This window comes from Dactylosporangium sp. NPDC048998, from assembly GCF_043197855.1.
Taxonomy (GTDB): Bacteria; Actinomycetota; Actinomycetes; order Mycobacteriales; family Micromonosporaceae; genus Dactylosporangium.
The window spans coordinates 40,476-57,903 of the sequence record NZ_JBICTV010000004.1; the positions used below are offsets into that span (position 1 = coordinate 40,476).

Here is a 17,428-nt window from a genome sequence, read left to right on the forward strand (position 1 = left end):
GAGGTCGGATGGATGCGCCCCTAGCCGCCGCGTACGAGCGGTGCCGAGCGCTGCACCGCTACCACGGGCGCACCTACTACCTCGCGACGCGGCTGCTGCCGGCCTGGAAGCGCCGCCACGTGCACGCGCTGTACGGCTTCACCCGCTACGCCGACGAGATCGTCGACCGCATGGGCGGCCACACGCCGCGGGAGCGGGCCGAGGAGCTCGCCGCGTGGTCGGCCGAGTTCCTGCGCGGGCTGCGCGGCGGGCACACCGACGACCCGCTGCTGCCGGCGGTACTGCACACGATCCAGGTCTTCGACATCGACCTCGAGGACTTCCGCAAATTCCTCGACAGCATGGCGATGGACCTGACCGTCACGCAGTACGAGACCTACGACGACCTGCTCGGGTACATGGAGGGCTCGGCGGCGGTCATCGGCACCATGATGCTGCCGATCCTCGAGTCGTCCGACCGGGCCGCCGCGCGCGAGCCCGCCCGCCAACTGGGCCTCGCCTTCCAGCTCACCAACTTCATCCGGGACGTCGCCGAGGACCTCGAGCGCGGCCGGATCTACCTGCCGCAGCAGGATCTCGCCGAGTTCGGCGTCACGCGCGAGGACCTGCGGCGAGCGCTCGCGGACCGGGTCGGTTCCAAAAGCATCAAGAGCCTGATTCGGTACCAGGTGAGCCGCGCCCGGCGACACTATGCCCTCGCCGCGCCAGGCATCCCGATGCTGGCGCCCGCCTCGCAGGCGTGCATGCGCGCCGCCTACCGCCTCTACGGCGGGATCCTCGACGAGGTCGAGGCGCAGGACCATGACGTGTTCGTGCGCCGCGCGACGGTCCCGAAGTGGCGGCGACTCGGCGTGGCGCTGTCATGCGTCCTGTCGCGCCCGGACGCCCCGCCAGCGCCGGTCAGCTCAGAGATTCCCGACATTCTCGACATTCCGCAGCAGCGGGACGGGGCGGGGCTGCTGGACCTTCGCGGTACCGCCGCATGAACGTGGCGGCCGTGCTGTTCACCCGCGACCTGCGGGTGCACGACAACCCGGCGCTGTCGGCCTCGGCGCGCGCCGCCGAGCACGTCGTGCCGATGTTCGTCCACGACCCCTCGCTGCCCGCCGGCGAGGCCCGGCGGCGCTTCCTCGCCGGGTGCCTCGCCGATCTCGCCTCCGCGCTCCAGCGGCGCGGCGGCGACCTGGTCGAGCTGCACGGCGACCCCGTCCACGAGGCGATACGCGTCGCGAAGGCCGTCGGCGCCGCGGGGATCGCCGTCGCCGCGGACGTGAGCGGCTACGCGCGGTCGCGCGAGCGGCGGCTGGCCGCGGCCTGCTCGGCGGAGCGCATCGCCTTCCGCACCTTTCCCGGGGTGACCGTCGTGCCGCCCGGGTCGCTACGGCCGGGTGGTGGGGGCTCGCACTACAAGGTGTTCACGCCCTTCCACCGCGCCTGGCAGGCCGCGTCGTGGCGCGACCTGTGCGAGGCGCCGAGGCGCATCTCCCTGCCCGCCGACCTGCCCAAGTCCTGGTTCCGGTCGCACTCCGGCGACGGGGCGGCCGGGGAGTCCGCGGCGCGCGAGCGGCTCTCGGCCTGGCTGACGCATCTCCAGGTGTACCCCCAGATGCACGACGATCTGGCCGCAGACCGCACGTCACGGTTGAGCCCGTACCTCCACTTCGGTTGCCTCTCGCCGCGCGAGCTGGCGGCGCGGGTGGACGGCCGCCCGGGCGCCGAGCCGTTGCTGCGGCAGCTGTGCTGGCGCGACTTCTACCACCAGGTGCTGTTCGCGTTCCCGCAGCTGCGCCGCCGCGCGTACCGGCCGGGCGTCGAAGACTCGTGGCGCGACGAGCGGGACGCGCTGGAGGCCTGGCGGTCCGGCCACACCGGCGTGCCGATCGTCGACGCCGGCATGCGGCAGCTGCTCGCCGAGGGCTGGATGCACAACCGGGCCCGGCTGATCACCGCCTCGTACCTGACCAAGCACCTCGGCGTGGACTGGCGGGCCGGCGGCGACCACTTCTTCGACCTGCTGCTCGACGGCGACGTGGCCAACAATTACGGCAACTGGCAGTGGGTCGCCGGGACGGGCAACGACACGAGGCCGTACCGCCGGTTCAATCCGCTCCGGCAGGCCGAGCGCTTCGATCCGGAGGGCGAGTACGTGCGGCGTTACGTGCCGGAGCTCGCGGACATCCCCGGCAAGGCGGTGCACGAGCCGTGGAAACTGCCGCCGTCGGCGCGGCGCCGATACCCTGCGCCGCTGGCTCTCGACGTTCGGTGACGGCCCGCAAAAACTGTCGGTGGTCGCCCGTACGGTGCAGGCATGGACAGGACGCTCACCCTTGATCTGCTGGATGGCCGGCGCAGCTACGAGGCGGTCGCGCACTGCATCACGGACGGGATGGTCGGGCTGCGCCTGACCGGCTGGGACCGCGGCCGCGTGGTGACCGAGCTGGTCGGCGAGATCCCGGCCGCCGACGCGCTCGACGTGGGCGGCCTGCTCGCGGCGGTGCTGAGCGGCTTCCGCGATGCCGCCCCGCAAGACCCCGGCTCGGGCGCCGCCGCGGTTCTCGACGGTGCGGCGGCGCCACGGCTGGAGGAGGGCGCCGGCGTCATGATCCTGACCGCTGAATCGGGACGAACCGGGGCCGGCGTCCGGAGTCGTCCGCGGATGTCGCGGGCGGCGGGTTCGGGACCCGGGCCACCCCGACCGCCGGGTTGACGACCGCCTCAAACCAGCCGCGCCGCGCCGCTCCCGGCCGGTCCTGCCACGGGTCCTCGCTTCGGTCTGCCGCGCTCGCCCGGTTTACGGGCCACAGCCCACCGCCGTTGACGAAGGACTGGCTGCCGGTGGTTTTTGGTCGGCCCCGGGCGCCGACGCGGACCCCGGCGGCGCGGAGTGCGGCGCCCGGGACGCGGCGGGGCAGCCGACCGTAGGCGTCCAGCGTTCCGTCGGCGGCTCGGCGAAACGGGCACGGAAACGCGTGACCGCAGGCGGAGCAGCGGTCCCCGGCCAGCGAGGGAAGGTGGAGCGAGATGACGTTCTGCGCCGCCGCGATGCGGCCGGTGGCAAGCTGCGAATAGTGCATCAACTCATCGACTCTCATGCGCTCGTACGCTGCATCAAGGGGGGCGGGCGCCCATAGCCACCAAGCCAGTTGGCGCATGTGGGCGCCCGCCCGTTCACCCGACCGCGCGGACCCCTCTGTCTGCACACGATCGGGGGGCTCGGGCGCCGCAACGCTCGGTAACGACGAACACACAGATCCTCAGACATGCACATGCACAATGCAACAACATAGGGCCCTTACTCACCCAAATATCACCCACCCCACTCGAACGGGTGAACCCGGAGGGGAGCCGCACCCACCAACTGAAGATCACCTGACCTGGGCAGGGGCGTGCCGAAGGGCCCGACCGGCGGGGGTCGACAAGGGCGCGCACCCTGGCGGAGGATGTGGTTCCGTTTCCCGACGTCGGCAGGCAATGTGACCATCCCCGAACCGACCGCTGCTTCGATCGCCGCCCAGCAGTTCCCCGGGCAGATCCCGCAGCAGCGGAAGCCGGACGATTCGCCCCAGCCGCCTTCGAACCCCGAGCCGGACCCAACCTCTCAACCGGCCCCGCCCGACCCGTCTCAGGTCGCGCCGCAGGCGCCCGCCACACCGGCCGCGCCAGCCACGCCGCAAACGCCGCCCACGCCGCAGACGCCGCCCACGCCGCAGGCGCTGCAGGCGCCGCCCACGCCGGAGGTCGGGACCACACTGGCCGCGCCGACCACCCTGGAGGCAGGAGCCACGCCGGAGGCCGGGGCCGCGCCGGAGGCAGGAGCCACACCGGAGGCCGGGGCCGCGCCGGCCCCGCCGGCCATGCCGGAGGCGGAGGCCGAGCCGACTGCGTCGACGCCGCCTGTTGCGGCTGCCGCGGCGGCCTCGCCAGCCGGTTCGGATGCTGTGGTCGAGCCTGTCGCCGCGGTCGGGCCCCAGGTCGAGGCCCCGGTCGCACCTGCCGCGCCGACCCAGGCCACGATCGCACTCGCCGCGCCCGCCCAGGCTGCGGTCCCGCCGGCCCACGCCGTGGCCCCGCCCGTCGCGCCCGCCCGCGCCACGGTCCCACTCGTCGCACCCGCCCAGTCCCACGCCCCGATCGCGGGCGTGCCCGCTGGGCCTGCCCAGGGCCTGATCTCGTCGGCCGCGTTCGCCGGGAGCCCGGTTCAGGCCGTGCCGGGGCAGGGCGTTCCCCGGTACACGGGCGGTGGCCATCTCCCTGGGGCTTGGCCGCCTCCTCAGGGGGCGTGGTATCCGCAGGGTCAACCGCCCGCGCCGGGGGTGTGGGGGCACGGGTGGGTGGCGCAGCTGCCGCCGCAGCCTCGGCGGAGTTACTTCTGGCCCGTGCTCACCACGCTGCTCGTGGTGAGCATGCTCCTCGCGGTCGGCGGGGCGGGGGCGGCCGCCTGGGTTTTGCGGGGCGGGGGCAGTGCGCCCACCGCCTCCACGTGGGTCGACGTGCGGCCCGAGGTCGGGGGCAAGGCCATCGACGACGTGCTGACCCGGCACGCGGCGGCGGTCAGGAGCAAGAGCCTCGACGCGTGGATGGCGGACGTCGACCAGAGTGACCCGGCGTTCGTGAAGCGGCAGCGGCAGGAGTTCGAGAATCTCACGAAGCTGCCGTTCGCGGAGCTCAGCTTCGAGCGTACGGTCCAGTCCGCGCCGAAGATGGCGGCCTATCTGCCCTCGCAGCTCTTCGATCGGTACCACGCGGCCGTGCGGGTCATCGCGGTCACGGTGCGGCACCGGATCGAGGGGGTGGACAGCGTGCCGGTGGCGACGCCGTGGCTGGCCGTGTTCGGGTACGCCGGCGGGCGGTGGGTCATCGCCGGGGACGGGGCGGGCAAGGACATGCCCACCGGGGCCGAGGGGCAGCCGTGGGACGCCAGTGGGCCGATCAGCGTCGTGCGGGACGACCGCGTGGTGGCGGTGCTGTCGGCCGGCGCGGCGGACAACGGCAAGGCGCTGCTGCAGCTCGCCGAGACCGGGCTGCGGCAGGTGGCGGAGGTGCGGTCAAGCGGGTGGGACGGCAAGGTGCTGCTCACGGCGGTCACCGACAAGCAGATCTTCGACACGTACTTCGCCGAGTCGCAGGACCGGGTGGCGCAGGTGGCGGCGATCGCGGTGCCGTACTACGGCTCGGTGGCGGAGTGGTCGGGGCGGCCAACGTACGCGACCACGCGCGTGGTGTTCAACCCCACGGAGCTGACCGCGCCCAAGGCCGAGCTCCAGCATGACCTGACCCACGAGTTCACGCACGCGGCGATGGGGCCGGTCACCGGGCCGTACACGCCGCGGTGGGTGGTGGAGGGGTTCGCCGAGTACGTCGCGTACAGGGCCGGCGGGTACAACGCGGCTGGCATCCGGGCCGCGCTCGGTGACCTGGCCATCGACAAGTTTCCGACCGACAAGCAGTTCTACGACGAGCCGCGTAACTACATCAGTGGGTGGCTCGCGTGCCGGATGATCGCCGAGACGTACGGGCAGGCGAAGCTCATCGCGTTCTACGAGGGCTTCATGCGGATGTCGGAGACCGAGTCGGTGTCGCGGGAGGTGCTCGGGGTGGGGCAGGCCCAGCTCGAGCAGCAGTGGCGCGACTACGTGGCGAAGCAGCGCAAATAGGCCTGCGTGGCGAAGCAGCGTAGACGGGGTGTCTACGCTGCTTCGAAGGGTGTTTCCGGCGCCGGGGGGATCAGGCCGGGGGCTGGCCGCCGTCGCCGTCGACGACCTCGTCGGGGGTGCCGTCCTGGTCGAGGTCGCTCATCGTGATGTCGACCTTGCCGTCGCCGTCGGTGTCGAACTGGAACAGGTCAGCCTTGCCGTCCCCGTCGGTGTCGACCGCCCAGAGGTCGGGCTTGCCGTCGTTGTTGGTGTCGCCGACCAGAAGCTCCACGCGCTCATGGCCGCGGGTCTCGACGGTCTCGTTCTCGCTCATCCGGTGGTCCTCTCACCTCACTCGGGGGCAATCGCGTTCACCGTAGGCCCTGGGCCCCCGGCGCGCGAGCACCGGCCGTCCAGAAACCCGGCGGCGCCGCCGGGCCCGGGCCGGGTCCGACCGGCTCAGGATTTGGGGCCCTGCTTGACGCCCTGCGTGACGAGCGCCTTGATGGCCAGCGCGGACTCGTCGAAGCCGACGACCAGGATGCCTGTCGCCCCGAAGGCCTTGATGTCCGTGCCGATCTTGTTGAACAGGCGCGGGCCGTCGTCCTTCTCGTACTTGTCCTTGGCCTCGTACATCTTGATCAGGATGTTGTCCGGCTTGATGCCCGCGGCGGTCAGGTCGGCGCGCACGCCCTGGGCCAGGCCGTTGCCGTAGGTGTCGTCGCGGGCGATGATCGCGACCTTGGTGTGCCCGTCGCGCATGATGATGTCGGCGACGGCCTTGGCCTGCAGCACGTCCGGCGGCGAGGTGCGGAAGAAGAAGCCCTTGTCGTCGAACTTGGTGAGCTCGTCGGAGGTCGCCGACGGCGAGATGATCACGCGCCCGGCCTGCGCGACCTGCGGGATGACGGCCTTGGTCACGCCGGAGGCGCCCGCGCCGATGATCACGGCGACGCCTTTGGAGATGAACTGCGCGGCGGTCGCCTTGGCCACGTCGGGGTTGGTGCCGTCGTCGCCCTCCTCGACCTGCACCGGCTGGCCGAGCACGCCGCCCGCCTCGTTGATCTCCTTGATCGCGAGCTTGGAGGCGGCGAACATCGGCGCGCCCATGAAGCCGAGCGCGCCGGTCTTCGGCAGCAGCAGGCCGTACTTCAGCGGGGGCTTCGGAGTCTTCCCGGCGTTGCCGGCGGCCGGCGGGGGCGTCTTGTCCTCGGTCTTCTCGTCGCCGGCGCCGACGAACTCGGTCTTGGCGTCGTCGATGGTGTTGGTCGTGCCGAAGTTGAGCACGCCGTACATCGCCGAGGAGGGCTCGCCGACGCTGGTGAAGCCGCTGCCGCGCAGCGAGATGCCCCGGTACTTGAAGGACTTGCCCGACCTGGCGGCGTTGAGGCACGCGGCCACGCTGTCGCAGACGTTGTCGCCGGTCGTCACGCCGATGATCTGCTTGGCGATCGAGCCGCCTTCGGTCGACTTGCCGGCCTCGGCGGCCAGGGCGGCGATCACGACCGCGTCATACGACTCCCCGGCGTAGTTGAAGTCGGTCAGCGTCGGGTCCAAGGCCTTCACGCGCCGCTTGAAATCTTCGCTGAGCGGGGTCAGCGGCGTCGTGCCCTTCATGCCCGCCAGCACTCCCGGGGAGTCCTTGAGCGCCTCACCGAACGAGTTGGCCATGTTGCCGTCCGTGCCGTAGAGACGGATATCCGCAGGCTTGGCGGTGTTCCCGTCACTCTCCGCGTTGGAACCACAGCCGGATGCGGCCAGCAGCACTCCAATCGCGGTGATCGCTCCCACGATGGCGGTGGCCGACCGTGCGCGCATGGGCGTTCTCCTCCCCAAAGGTCCGTGCGCACCTTAGCGCGGACGGCTCCGGGACTTAAGCCGGGGCGCGGGTACGCTTCCCGGCATGGCGGATGCAGGAACCGAGCCCGGGATCACTGTCGGTGACGAACTGCCGGAAGGCATGTCGATGCAGGACACGCTGCCCGAGCGGATGGGCATCGTACTGCTGGAGGCGTCGCCCGAGCGAGTCGTCGCGACGATGCCCGTTGCCGGCAACACCCAGCCGTATGGGCTGCTCCACGGTGGCGCCTCGGTCGTGCTCGCCGAGACGCTCGGCTCGATCGGTGCGGCCCTGCACGCGGCGCGGCTGTTCAACGGGATCGCGGTCGGCATCGAGGTGAACGCCACGCATCACAAGTCGGCGCGCGCGGGCCTGGTGACGGGCGTGGCGACGCCGCTGCGGCTGGGCGGGATGATCGCCACGTACGAGGTCGCCATCACGGACGAGGGCGGCGAGCGCGTCTGCACCGCCCGGCTCACCTGCGCGCTGCGCCGGTCCTGAGGTCGCGTCGCGGGTCCGGGCGATTTTCGCGGTACCGAAGAAATGCCGGGAGTGACGGGCGGGCCTTGACCGCGCGACATACGGTTGCGGCGTGGATGACCCGGGAGACGAGACGTATCAGGACGCCGCTCAGGTCCTGGAGTGGGCGCTCGCGGGCGACGAGGACGCGGTGACCCACACCTTCGACTCCGTGGTGGACCGGCGCGGCATGAGCGCCGCGTATGACGTCGCGTGGCGCCTGGCCGGCGAGATGGTGGGCGACAACCTGGCCCGCGGGCCGTGGCGGCTGGAATTCCCGGACATCGACGACGCCAACTACGACAAGCGCTGGGTGGCTCGGTTCGTGAGCGCATACGCCAACGAGGACGTGCCGAGCGCCACGGCGCTGTTCACCGTGGCGCTGGTCGACGGCAAGCTGCCGGAGTGCCTGCTGACGCTGGCCGGCTCGGCGGTCGCCACGCTGAAGCGGCGCGGCGCGGCGTAGAGTCCCGCCGGGTCGGCTCAGCCCTGCGTGGCCAGCTCCGCGGTCAGCACGTTGGACAGCAGCGCGCCGTCGGCGCGGACCTGCCTGAGGTACCACCGCTGCAGCGGCGTGCGGTTCTGCGTGAACTGCCATCCGCCGCGCGGGCTGTCGATCTGGCCGAGGCGCCCGATGGCGGCGTTCAGCGAGAACGAGTCGAGGCTCCTCGTCGCGTCGGTGATCGCCTTGTCCAGCACGGCGGCGGCGTCGTAGGAGGCCATCGCGTACGTCGTGGGGATCGCGCCGAACGCCTTCTGGTAGTCGGCGATGAAGCGGCGGTTGGCGGCGTTGTCGAGGTCGGGCGAGTAGTTCAGCGCCGTGTAGATGTCCTTGGCGGCGTCGCCCTGCTGCCTGAGCACGTACCCCTCGGTGAGGCTGCCCGGCGCGAACAGCTTGAAGCCGCCGGGGAACCGCGCGCCGCGGAACTGCTTGACGAACTCGACGGCCGCCGCGCCGCCGTAGCTGGCGTACATCGCCGCCGCGCGCGACTGCTTAACCTGGGCGAGCACAGTGCCGAAGTCCTTGCCGCCGAACGGGGTCGTCTTCGCCTGCCCCTCGACGTCGCCGCCGGCGCCCTTGAGGAACTCGACGAACGAGCGGACCTCCTCCTCGTCGCCGCCCGGGCCGGCCTGCCCGACGACGGCGATGGTGCCGCCCGCGTTTTCCGCGGCCCAGCGCGCCATCGCCTGGCCCGGCTCGGTCGTGACGAACGACGTGCGCCAGATGTACTTGGCGCCCTGCAGCGACGCCGGCGAGGCGTTGGAGCCGACGAGCGGGATCTGGGCGGTCTCGATGGTGTCCTTCATCGCGAGCATGGCCTGCGGGCTGACCACGCCGGTCAGCGCGAGGACCTTCTCCTCCTTGACGAGCTTCTCCGCCGCGGCCTTGCCGCTGTCGGCGCTCTCGCCCTCGTCGACCTTGACCAGGTTGACCTGGCGTCCGCCGAGCTTGTTGTCGTGCAGCTGCAGATAGAGACTGAAGCCGTTGTCGAGCTCGTTGCCCAGGTCCTTGTACATGCCGGTCTGCGGCACGATCATGCCGAGCTTGATCGGCGGCCCGCTGGGCACGCTGTTCGAGCCGGCCCCGTTGCCGGAGCTGCAGGCGGACAGGATCGGCGCGGTCAGGCCCGCCGCACCCGCGGCCGCGAACAGCCGGAGCGCCTGGCGGCGGTTGAGGTGGGACACGTGCTTTTCCTCCCCGGGACCCCGAACAGCGCGGGAGTCGACACACAGCGTGAATCTTGGCTCGACGTCGTTACTTGGCTCTCGCGAGCCACGAGCCTACAGCCCACGCTGCGTTTTACCGCCATCGCGGCGGACAGTCAATTGCCACCGGTGGCCTCGCCCCTGGTCACCGTGCCGAATGCAGCCAGTACGGCGGGCCAGGCGGCCGATTGCGGATCGATAACTGCGAAGTGCTCCACGTCGGCCAGCTCAACAAGCGTGGTGTCGTCGCCGGCCCGGCGGGCCAACCGACAGTAGTCACGCGACAACTCGACGGGCACGAGGTCGTCCTCGGCGCCGTGCACCACGACGGTGCGCACGCCCGACGGCAGGTTGACCATCGGGTCGGCCGAGGCGTAGGCGTTGGGCACCGCACCGGGCGCCCCGCCGAGCAGGTCCGCCACCGCGCCGTCGTCGAGGTTGAGCTCGTACGCCCGGGCCAGGTCGGCGACGGGCGCGAGCGCGACGACCCCGCCGATGGCGTCGGGCGCGACCGAGGCATACCAGAGCGCGAGGTGCCCGCCCGCCGAATGACCGGCCAGGATGGGCCGGTCCACCGAAACGGGCAGGAGTCCGCGGTGCGCGATCTCCTTCGCCAGCAGATCCGGTACGGCCACGGCCGCCGCGGCCACGTCGGAGAACGTGCCGGGCCAGCCGCCGCCGGCCTGCCCGGTGCGGCGGAACTCGATCGTCGCGACGGCGTAGCCGCGGGCCGCGAGGTCGGCGGCGAGCGGACCGGCGTGCGCCCGGTCCCACTCCTCGCGCCAGAACCCTCCGTGCACGAACAGGACGAGCGGCGCATTGGGCGTCTCGGCCAGCCGCACGTCGGCGACATGGTCCGGATGCTCACCGTAACGCAGCGTGAAGTCCGGCGGCGGCGCCGGACGGCTCAGCACGTCTCGCGGATTGCTCGTCACCGGCAGACGTTATCGCGTTACGAAGGGTGGCAACAGGGGCCCGTCCGGTACCCCTTGGTGGCCGGGCCCGAGCGCGGTACGCCAGACTAGGAACCATGGCAGAAGAGGCGCAGGACGAGTCGCGCACCGTGCTGGTCGTCGGGCCGGACGGGCGGCCGCTGGGCACGATGTCCACGGGCGAGGACGAGAACGCGGAAGACCCGAGCAAGCTGATCGAGCAGCCGGCCAAGGTCATGCGGATCGGCAGCATGATCAAGCAGCTCCTCGAGGAGGTCCGCGCCGCCCCGCTCGACGAGGCCGGCCGGCAGCGGCTCAAGGAGATCCACCGCCGCTCAATCACCGAGCTGGAGGACGGCCTCGCCACTGAGCTGCGGGAGGAGCTGGAGCGGCTGTCTCTGCCGTTCGACGACGACACGACCCCGAGCGAGGCCGAGCTGCGCATCGCACAGGCCCAGCTGGTCGGCTGGCTGGAGGGCCTGTTCCACGGCATCCAGGCGGCGCTGGTCGCGCAGCAGATGGCGGCGCGGGTGCAGCTCGAGCAGATGCGCGGCCGCCCGGCCCTGACCGGCGGCCCGGGCGGCGTGCCGGGTCAACCGGGCCACTCCCCTTCGGGGACGGGCCAGTATCTCTAAGCGGCGCGCCGTTCTCCGGTAATGGGGGATCAGTAGGCGTAGACGCGTTCCAGGTAGGCGGCGACGCCGTCGTCCTCGTTCGTTGCTTCCGTGACGTCGTGGGCGGCGGCGCGCACGGCCGGGTGGGCGTTCGCCATCGCCACGCCGCGGCCGGCCCACGCCAGCATCGGCAGGTCGTTGGGCATGTCGCCGAACGCGATCACGTCCGCGGCCTCCACGGCGTGGGTGCGGGCCACCCGGGCCAGCGCCGACGCCTTGGTGACGCCCGCGGCCGAGACCTCGACCATGCCGCTCGATGAGGAGTTGGTCGCCTCGGCCAGGCCGCGCAGGCACGCGCCCACCCGCGCGGTGAACTCGTCGGCCGGCTGGACGCCGGCGCGGACGAGCAGCTTGGCGGCCGGGCGGGTGAGCAGCTCGTCCAGCGACGCGGGGCCGACCGAGTGGTGGTCGACCTCCCACGAGCCGACCGGGAAGTCGGGCTCGTGGCGCATCTGCCGGCCGCCGTCACGCTCCACGGCGAACACCACGCCCGGGACCGCGGCGCGCAGGCGGGCGCACGCCTCGGCCAGGACGCCGGCCTCGAGCGGGGCGCTGTGCACGATGGTGTCGGTGCCCGGGTCGTACGTCGCGGCGCCGTTGACGCAGATCGTCAGGGCGCTGATGCCGAGCTGCTCGTACACGGGAGCGATCCAGCGGATCGGGCGGCCCGTGACCAGCACGATTACCACGCCGTCGCGGCTCAGGCGGCGGAAGAGCGCGACGGTGCGGGGGCTGACCGTTCGATCGGTGCGGACCAGCGTGCCGTCCAGATCCGTAGCGACCAGTTTCACAGCCTCAACATAGCTTCCAGGTATGTGGCGACGCCGTCCTCGTCGTTGGTGAGGGTCGTCTCGTCGGCCAGGGCGCGCAGCTGGGGGTGGGCGTTGGCCACGGCCACGCGGGAGAACCCGGCCCAGCGGAACATCGGGATGTCGTTGGGCATGTCACCGAAGACCAGCACGTCGCCGGGGTCGATGCCCAGCACCGTCGCGACGACCATCAGGCCGGTCGCCTTGTCCACGCCGGGCGGGCAGATCTCGATGTAGCCGAGGCCGGCCTGGGTGACGGCGGCCAGGTCCGGGGGGATCAGCCGCTGGGCGGTGGCGAGCAGGTCGTCCACGTCGCACTCGGGGTGGCGGGCGAAGCCCTTGATCACCGGGCCGGTCAGGCACTCGGCGCGCACGCGGGCCTCGACGGCGTCGTAGCGCCAGTGCGGGTCGGCGTCGCCCCACAGCGGGGCGTCGTGGTGGTCGCCGGCCTCGATGAGCACCGACAGGGTGCCGATTTCGCGCTCCAGCCGGGCGAGCACGTCGGCGAGCACGCCGCCGTCGAGCCGCTCGTCGCGCAGGACGAGCGGGTGCTCCGGGTCGCGCACGTCGAGCACCCGGCTGCCGCCGCCCATGACGAGGAAGTCCGCGGCCGGGATGTCCCGGCGGACGAGCTCGGTCAGGCGGGGGCCGCGGCCCGTCGCGCCGACCACGTGGATGCCGGCCGCCCTGACCCGAAGGAGCACCTCGCGCGTGTAGTCGCTCACGGTCTCGTCGCTGCGCACGAGGGTGCCGTCGAGGTCCGTGGCGATCAGCTTCGGTAGCCCTGAACCGCGCATCCGCTGCTCCTTCCTCGCCCAGGTCGGTCAGGCGCACTGACGCCGGCCGACCGCCCCAGGCGCATTCGCGGGGCAGCAAACGTACCTCCCGGATCCGCACCGGTGACAGGCTGCGAGGAAAACTCGACCGAACGTTTACTGGAACGCCGGTGGTACGGGGGTCACGGTGAGCTCCAGCGGCTCGCCACCCTCGGGCTCGTCGGCGCGGCGCCGCGCCCGGAACATCGGGCCCGCCGCCATCGGCAGCCGGATCGCCACGACTAGCGCGGCGGCGAGCACCAGCACGGTGGCATAGGCCAGCAGGTACCCGGAGCCGGTGTCCACCTCGTTGCGGCTGCTGTTCAGGCCGTACAGCAGGAGCTGGTAGTCGGTGTTGGATATGCTGTCCAGCGCGCTCTGCAGCCCGACCAGCACCATCACGTTGGCGGCGAGCAGGCCGGCGGTGACGCCCGCGGCGACGCGGCGCACCGGGCCGGTCACGGACAGCACCACAGCGAGGGCGACGAGCGCGAAACTGAGCGTGACCAGGTAGATGGCCACGTGCCCGACGCTGAGCGTGGCGAGCGGCAGCTCCACGGTCCGGGTTGCATTTCCGGCACCGATCGTGTCCACCGGCTCGTCCTGAAACATTCGGGGCGAGCCCGACAGGTGGTAGATGCTCCATGGCATGTACTGCGCGGCGATGCCCAGCCCGAGCCCGACCGCCGCGAGCCCGAGCGCGAGCACGTTCGGACGGCGTGGCTCCTGCGGTACCGAATCCGGGGTTTTTGTCCTTGGCTCTTCCAACGCGACAGGGGCGAGAAGATCCGGCATGTGTGGGGGCTGCTCAGGCATAGGCCGCATGGTAGAGCCCGGACGCGTCGGCCGGGTGCCGGTGGCGCGGTGCGCTGCGTCAACTCGCCGCCCTCCGAATGCCGAGCTAGTCCCAACGGCGACGCCGCCATGGGCTAGCGTCTGGTTCATGCCAACTCGCGTTTCATCCGCCCGCTGGGAGGGGGACCTCCGGTCCGGCTCCGGCACGGTCTCCACCGGCTCGGGCACGTTCCAGGGCCAGTACTCCTTCCCGTCCCGATTCGAGAGCGGCGAGGGCACCAACCCCGAGGAGCTGGTGGCCGCCGCGCACGCCGCCTGCTACTCGATGGCGCTCTCCAACGGCCTGGCCAAGGCCGGCTTCACGCCGACCTCGGTCGAGACCTCCGCGGCCGTCCACTTCGGCCAGGTGGACGGCGGCTTCGCCATCACCCGTATCGATCTGACCACGCGCGGCGACGTTCCGGGCATCGACGCCGCCGAGTTCGAGAAGCAGGCGCAGGACGCCAAGGCGGGCTGCCCGATCTCCAAGGCGCTGGCCGCCGTCGAGATCACGCTCGACGCCCGGCTCGTCTGACGTTCCACCAATCGTTGTTGAGAGGGTCCCCGTTTTCGGGGACCCTCTTCGCATGCCGGTACGCATGAGCAAAGAGCGGTTCGAGGAACTGGTGGGCGAGGCCCTCGACGAGGTGCCCGAGGAGCTGCTCGACCTCATGGACAACGTGGTCATCCTGGTCGTGGACGACGCCCCGCCGGAGGACCCGGACCTTCTGGGCCTGTACGAGGGGCACGCGCTGACCGAGCGCGGCTGGGACTACGCGGGCGTCCTGCCCGACCGGATCTCGATTTACCGGAAGCCGATCCTCGCTATCTGTGACGATGAGGACGACGTCGTCGAGGAGGTGGCGATCACCGTGGTGCACGAGATCGCGCACCACTTCGGCATCTCCGACGAGCGTCTGCACGCACTGGGGTGGGACTGATCGGGTTGCGCAAACCGGTTCCGGGTCCTCCACGCGCTGGTGGCGGGCCCATTCCGGTTCGCTACGCTGCGCTCCGTGCGAGGTGACATTTTCAAGGCCGAGAATATGGCCCAGCCCCCGACCCAGGCAGGCATGAGCCTGCAGCACTCCAAGTGCGTCAAGTACGCCGTCAATGGCGAGGTCCTGGCCCGCCAGGGCGCCATGGTCGCGTTCCGCGGCAATCTCGGCTTCGAGGTGAAGAGCCAGGGCGTCGGCAACTTCCTCAAGCGCGCGGTCACCGGCGAGGGCGTGTCGCTGATGAGCGTCCGGGGTCAGGGCGAGGTATGGTTCGCCTCCGGCGCGGCCGACTGCTTCATCCTGGACCTCGAGCCGAACGACGCGCTGTCCATCAACGGGCGCAACGTGCTCTGCTTCGATCCTTCGCTGCGGTACGACATCCAGATGGTCCGCGGCGCCGGCATGTTCGGCGGCGGCGTCTTCAACTGCGTCTTCACGGGCCAGGGCCGGCTCGCCATCGCCTCCGAGGGCCCGCCGATCGTGATCCCGGTGACCCCGCAGGCCCCGGTGTGCGTGGACACGGACGCGGTCGTGGGTTGGTCGAGCAGTCTGCAGACCAGCATCCAGAAGAACCAGAGCCTCAAGTCGATGCTGCGCGGCGGCTCGGGCGAGCTGTTCCAGCTGGCGCTGGCCGGTCAGGGCTTCGTGATCGTGCAGCCGAGCGAGGGCAGGCCGTCGCCGGCACAGCAGAGCGGCGGCGGCGGCTTCCTGGGCGGCTGAGGTTGAGCTGTTTCTAGCCTGGCTCTCGCTTCGCGCGGGCGCCGGTGGGGGTGGCTCAGTTCGTTTCGCCGGCGCGGAGTCGTTGCAGCCAGGACGCCGCGTCGGCGAAGTCGTCGTCGGACAGGCCCGGGGCGGGGCGGGGCGAGGGGTCGCCGTCGGAGGCGCGCGGGTAGGAGCCCAGGAACCGTACGTCCGCGCAGATCCGGCGCAGGCCCTGCAGCGCCTCGCCCATCTGCCGGTCGGCGACGTGGCCGCCGCAGTCCAGGAAGAAGACATACCGGCCCAGGCGCTCGCCGGTCGGGCGGGACTCGATCCGGGTCAGGTTGACGCCCCGGACGGACAGCTCGGTGAGCACGGCCAGCAGCGCCCCGACCCGGTCGTGCGAGATGTAGACGGCGAGCGTGGTGAGGTCGTCGCCGGTCGGCGGGGGCGGCGGGCCGGGGCGCGACACCAGCGCGAAGCGCGTCATCGCGCCCGGGTTGTCGGCGATGTCCTTGGCCAGGATGCTGAGGCGGTACCGCGCGGCGCTGAACTCCGCGCACACGGCCGCGTCGAACTCGCCCTCGGCGGCGCCGATCGCGGCCGTCGCGTTCGACAGCACGTCGATCACCGCCGCGCCCGGCACGTGCGTGCGCAGCCACTTGCGGCACTGCGCTCCGGCCTGCGGGTGTGCGGCGACCGACCGTACCGAATCCAATGGCCTGTCCTCGCGGGCGGCGAGCACGAACTGCACCGGGAGGACCACCTCGCGGGTGATCACCAGCGGCTCGCCGTTCGCCAGCTCGTCGAGGGTCACGCCGACCTGGCCGCCGATCGAGTTCTCCAGCGGGACCAGCGCGGCGTCGGCCTCGCCGCCGCGCAGCGCGTCGAGGGCCTCCGGCACGCTGCGTGCCGGAGTCAGCACCCCGCGCTCGGCGGCCGGGATCGTCTTGAGTGCCTGCTCGGAGAAGGTTCCCTCCGGACCCAGGTACACGAACCGCATCGGCGGCACACCAGGCATGCCACCCAGCGTAGTCAGCAGTCCACGGTGGCCAGCAGGGCGGGGGGTGCCGTCGCGCGGACCTCGACGGTGCACGGGTCGCTGCCCATCGTAACGACCGTGAGCGCGGCCGGGTCACCCTTCGTGATGACCCGCAGGGGCTCGCTGCCGGTCACGGTGAGCACGGTGTACTGCCAGATCCCCGCGCACACCGGCGCCCTCTGCACGGTCACGCCGTTGCCGGCCGGCAGGTTGCTGCGGTTGCGCCGGACCACGGCGATGACCTGCTCGCCGCTGGGCCGGCCGTTGCAGTAGGTGACGTACGCCTCGGGAAAGCCGGCGGGGCTCGGCGAGGCGCTACGGCTCGGTGACGTGGTCGGGCTCGCCAGCTCCGGCGTGAAGGTCGCAGGCGGCACCAGCGGTCCCTGGCTGATGACGCTCGGGGACGGGCGGGGCGCCGCGGCCTCGGTGGGGTGCCGGCAGGCACTCAGCAGGCATCCAAGGCTGACGATCGCAAGCGCGGTGGCCGCGGTTCGCATTCGCACATCGTAGGAGCGCGGGACGGCGGCCGGAAGTCAGGTGGTGACCCGGTGACCGGCCGCACCCAGTGCCGCCAGGGCCTCGTTGAGCCGCACCGCCGGGACCAGCAGATAGTCGGTGTCGTACGTCGAGAACGCGAAGATGTTCACCCGCGCGTCAGCCAGTGGCGAGACGATGGACGCAAGGATGCCCGTCAATGCGAGCTGGACCGGCCCGGCGACCCGCAGGCAGCGCCACGGGGTCTCGACGGCGGCGCCCTCGGGGACACACTCGGCCGGGCAGAGGATCGACACCTCCTCCGGCGTCCAGGTCACCGAGATGACCTTCGTGCGCGACGCGGCGGCCTCGGCGAACCCGGCGGGCATCGGCGATCCGGCCGGCAGCCGGCAGATCGCGTAGTCGCCCGGCAGGAGCGAGAGGTCAAGCAT

At 71.7% G+C, this 17,428-nt stretch carries 20 protein-coding genes; 10 read left to right on the forward strand and 10 right to left on the reverse strand.

All coding sequences use genetic code 11. The features are described from left to right. Window positions 1-8 precede the first annotated feature (8 nt). The 4 genes from ACGFI8_RS10950 (at window position 9) to ACGFI8_RS10965 (ending at window position 5,654) form a co-directional block, all read left to right on the forward strand. Window positions 9-986 (forward strand): phytoene/squalene synthase family protein, encoded by a 978-nt coding sequence (locus ACGFI8_RS10950; RefSeq protein WP_392803021.1) that lies wholly within the window; start codon window positions 9-11, stop codon window positions 984-986. Further along, the gene (locus ACGFI8_RS10955; protein WP_392803024.1) at window positions 983-2,266 is read left to right on the forward strand and encodes a cryptochrome/photolyase family protein; all 1,284 of its coding nucleotides are present in this window, start codon (window positions 983-985) and stop codon (window positions 2,264-2,266) included. The genes ACGFI8_RS10950 and ACGFI8_RS10955 overlap by 4 nt, the downstream gene beginning before the upstream one ends. 42 nt (window positions 2,267-2,308) lie before the next feature. After that, a complete protein-coding gene (locus tag ACGFI8_RS10960) occupies window positions 2,309-2,707 on the forward strand; it encodes a hypothetical protein (protein WP_392803027.1) in 399 nt (132 codons plus the stop codon). 766 nt (window positions 2,708-3,473) lie between these two features. Next, window positions 3,474-5,654 (forward strand): hypothetical protein, encoded by a 2,181-nt coding sequence (locus tag ACGFI8_RS10965; protein WP_392803029.1) that lies wholly within the window; start codon window positions 3,474-3,476, stop codon window positions 5,652-5,654. Window positions 5,655-5,724: 70 nt separating this feature from the next. On the opposite strand, the gene ACGFI8_RS10970 is transcribed toward ACGFI8_RS10965, so the two are convergent. Further along, window positions 5,725-5,967 carry a hypothetical protein gene (locus tag ACGFI8_RS10970; RefSeq protein ID WP_392803032.1) on the reverse strand — a complete coding sequence of 81 codons (243 nt, stop codon included), beginning with the start codon at window positions 5,965-5,967 and terminating at the stop codon, window positions 5,725-5,727. A gap of 125 nt (window positions 5,968-6,092) precedes the next feature. Continuing rightward, the gene (locus ACGFI8_RS10975) at window positions 6,093-7,451 is read right to left on the reverse strand and encodes an ABC transporter substrate-binding protein (protein WP_392803035.1); all 1,359 of its coding nucleotides are present in this window, start codon (window positions 7,449-7,451) and stop codon (window positions 6,093-6,095) included. A gap of 85 nt (window positions 7,452-7,536) precedes the next feature. On the opposite strand from ACGFI8_RS10975, the gene ACGFI8_RS10980 reads away from it, so the two are divergent. Further along, a complete protein-coding gene (locus ACGFI8_RS10980; protein ID WP_392803038.1) occupies window positions 7,537-7,974 on the forward strand; it encodes a PaaI family thioesterase in 438 nt (145 codons plus the stop codon). A 91-nt stretch (window positions 7,975-8,065) separates the two neighbouring features. After that, entirely contained in the window at window positions 8,066-8,458 is a 393-nt protein-coding gene (locus ACGFI8_RS10985) for a hypothetical protein (RefSeq protein WP_392803041.1), read from the forward strand. Window positions 8,459-8,475: 17 nt separating this feature from the next. On the opposite strand, the gene ACGFI8_RS10990 is transcribed toward ACGFI8_RS10985, so the two are convergent. After that, the gene (locus ACGFI8_RS10990; RefSeq protein WP_392803044.1) at window positions 8,476-9,678 is read right to left on the reverse strand and encodes an ABC transporter substrate-binding protein; all 1,203 of its coding nucleotides are present in this window, start codon (window positions 9,676-9,678) and stop codon (window positions 8,476-8,478) included. Between the two features lie 137 nt (window positions 9,679-9,815). Next, on the reverse strand, window positions 9,816-10,634 hold the full coding sequence (locus ACGFI8_RS10995; RefSeq protein WP_392803046.1) for an alpha/beta hydrolase family protein: 819 nt from the start codon (window positions 10,632-10,634) through the stop codon (window positions 9,816-9,818). 95 nt (window positions 10,635-10,729) lie between these two features. On the opposite strand from ACGFI8_RS10995, the gene ACGFI8_RS11000 reads away from it, so the two are divergent. Continuing rightward, on the forward strand, window positions 10,730-11,266 hold the full coding sequence (locus ACGFI8_RS11000; RefSeq protein WP_392803049.1) for a bacterial proteasome activator family protein: 537 nt from the start codon (window positions 10,730-10,732) through the stop codon (window positions 11,264-11,266). Between the two features lie 29 nt (window positions 11,267-11,295). On the opposite strand, the gene ACGFI8_RS11005 is transcribed toward ACGFI8_RS11000, so the two are convergent. The 3 genes from ACGFI8_RS11005 to ACGFI8_RS11015 all read right to left on the reverse strand — a co-directional run bounded on the left by ACGFI8_RS11005 (window position 11,296) and on the right by ACGFI8_RS11015 (window position 13,745). Next, on the reverse strand, window positions 11,296-12,096 hold the full coding sequence (locus tag ACGFI8_RS11005; RefSeq protein WP_392803052.1) for an HAD family hydrolase: 801 nt from the start codon (window positions 12,094-12,096) through the stop codon (window positions 11,296-11,298). Continuing rightward, window positions 12,093-12,911 (reverse strand): HAD family hydrolase, encoded by an 819-nt coding sequence (locus ACGFI8_RS11010; protein ID WP_392803055.1) that lies wholly within the window; start codon window positions 12,909-12,911, stop codon window positions 12,093-12,095. The genes ACGFI8_RS11005 and ACGFI8_RS11010 overlap by 4 nt, the downstream gene beginning before the upstream one ends. 135 nt (window positions 12,912-13,046) lie before the next feature. After that, window positions 13,047-13,745, reverse strand: coding sequence for a hypothetical protein (locus tag ACGFI8_RS11015; protein WP_392803058.1), 699 nt, complete (start codon window positions 13,743-13,745; stop codon window positions 13,047-13,049). 127 nt (window positions 13,746-13,872) lie between these two features. Between ACGFI8_RS11015 and ACGFI8_RS11020 the strand changes: the two genes are divergently transcribed. From ACGFI8_RS11020 to ACGFI8_RS11030, 3 genes are all read left to right on the forward strand, one after another. Then, window positions 13,873-14,298 (forward strand): OsmC family protein, encoded by a 426-nt coding sequence (locus ACGFI8_RS11020; protein ID WP_392803061.1) that lies wholly within the window; start codon window positions 13,873-13,875, stop codon window positions 14,296-14,298. A gap of 52 nt (window positions 14,299-14,350) precedes the next feature. Next, on the forward strand, window positions 14,351-14,704 hold the full coding sequence (locus ACGFI8_RS11025) for a metallopeptidase family protein (RefSeq protein WP_392803063.1): 354 nt from the start codon (window positions 14,351-14,353) through the stop codon (window positions 14,702-14,704). Window positions 14,705-14,779: 75 nt separating this feature from the next. Beyond that, on the forward strand, window positions 14,780-15,481 hold the full coding sequence (locus tag ACGFI8_RS11030; RefSeq protein ID WP_392803066.1) for an AIM24 family protein: 702 nt from the start codon (window positions 14,780-14,782) through the stop codon (window positions 15,479-15,481). 55 nt (window positions 15,482-15,536) lie between these two features. On the opposite strand, the gene pheA is transcribed toward ACGFI8_RS11030, so the two are convergent. The 3 genes from pheA to ACGFI8_RS11045 are packed head-to-tail and all read right to left on the reverse strand — an operon-like array spanning window position 15,537 to window position 17,428. After that, window positions 15,537-16,481: a prephenate dehydratase gene (gene pheA / locus ACGFI8_RS11035; RefSeq protein WP_392803069.1), complete on the reverse strand. Its 945-nt coding sequence runs from the start codon at window positions 16,479-16,481 to the stop codon at window positions 15,537-15,539. Between the two features lie 14 nt (window positions 16,482-16,495). Then, on the reverse strand, window positions 16,496-16,999 hold the full coding sequence (locus tag ACGFI8_RS11040) for a hypothetical protein (RefSeq protein WP_392803072.1): 504 nt from the start codon (window positions 16,997-16,999) through the stop codon (window positions 16,496-16,498). Between the two features lie 36 nt (window positions 17,000-17,035). Further along, a complete protein-coding gene (locus ACGFI8_RS11045; protein WP_392803075.1) occupies window positions 17,036-17,428 on the reverse strand; it encodes an ACT domain-containing protein in 393 nt (130 codons plus the stop codon).

What these genes read in the sequence shown, in the direction of transcription:
- ACGFI8_RS11010 (WP_392803055.1), bottom strand. Translation starts at nt 12,911, where the DNA reads ATGCGCGGTTCAGGGCTACCGAAGCTGATCGCCACGGACCTCGACGGC.
- ACGFI8_RS11025 (WP_392803063.1), top strand. Translation starts at nt 14,351, where the DNA reads ATGCCGGTACGCATGAGCAAAGAGCGGTTCGAGGAACTGGTGGGCGAG.
- ACGFI8_RS10980 (WP_392803038.1), top strand. Translation starts at nt 7,537, where the DNA reads ATGGCGGATGCAGGAACCGAGCCCGGGATCACTGTCGGTGACGAACTG.
- pheA (WP_392803069.1), bottom strand. Translation starts at nt 16,481, where the DNA reads ATGCCTGGTGTGCCGCCGATGCGGTTCGTGTACCTGGGTCCGGAGGGA.
- ACGFI8_RS10960 (WP_392803027.1), top strand. Translation starts at nt 2,309, where the DNA reads ATGGACAGGACGCTCACCCTTGATCTGCTGGATGGCCGGCGCAGCTAC.
- ACGFI8_RS11015 (WP_392803058.1), bottom strand. Translation starts at nt 13,745, where the DNA reads ATGCCTGAGCAGCCCCCACACATGCCGGATCTTCTCGCCCCTGTCGCG.
- ACGFI8_RS10950 (WP_392803021.1), top strand. Translation starts at nt 9, where the DNA reads ATGGATGCGCCCCTAGCCGCCGCGTACGAGCGGTGCCGAGCGCTGCAC.
- ACGFI8_RS11000 (WP_392803049.1), top strand. Translation starts at nt 10,730, where the DNA reads ATGGCAGAAGAGGCGCAGGACGAGTCGCGCACCGTGCTGGTCGTCGGG.
- ACGFI8_RS11040 (WP_392803072.1), bottom strand. Translation starts at nt 16,999, where the DNA reads ATGCGAACCGCGGCCACCGCGCTTGCGATCGTCAGCCTTGGATGCCTG.
- ACGFI8_RS11045 (WP_392803075.1), bottom strand. Translation starts at nt 17,428, where the DNA reads ATGCTTGACCTCTCGCTCCTGCCGGGCGACTACGCGATCTGCCGGCTG.
- ACGFI8_RS10970 (WP_392803032.1), bottom strand. Translation starts at nt 5,967, where the DNA reads ATGAGCGAGAACGAGACCGTCGAGACCCGCGGCCATGAGCGCGTGGAG.
- ACGFI8_RS10955 (WP_392803024.1), top strand. Translation starts at nt 983, where the DNA reads ATGAACGTGGCGGCCGTGCTGTTCACCCGCGACCTGCGGGTGCACGAC.
- ACGFI8_RS11020 (WP_392803061.1), top strand. Translation starts at nt 13,873, where the DNA reads ATGCCAACTCGCGTTTCATCCGCCCGCTGGGAGGGGGACCTCCGGTCC.
- ACGFI8_RS10975 (WP_392803035.1), bottom strand. Translation starts at nt 7,451, where the DNA reads ATGCGCGCACGGTCGGCCACCGCCATCGTGGGAGCGATCACCGCGATT.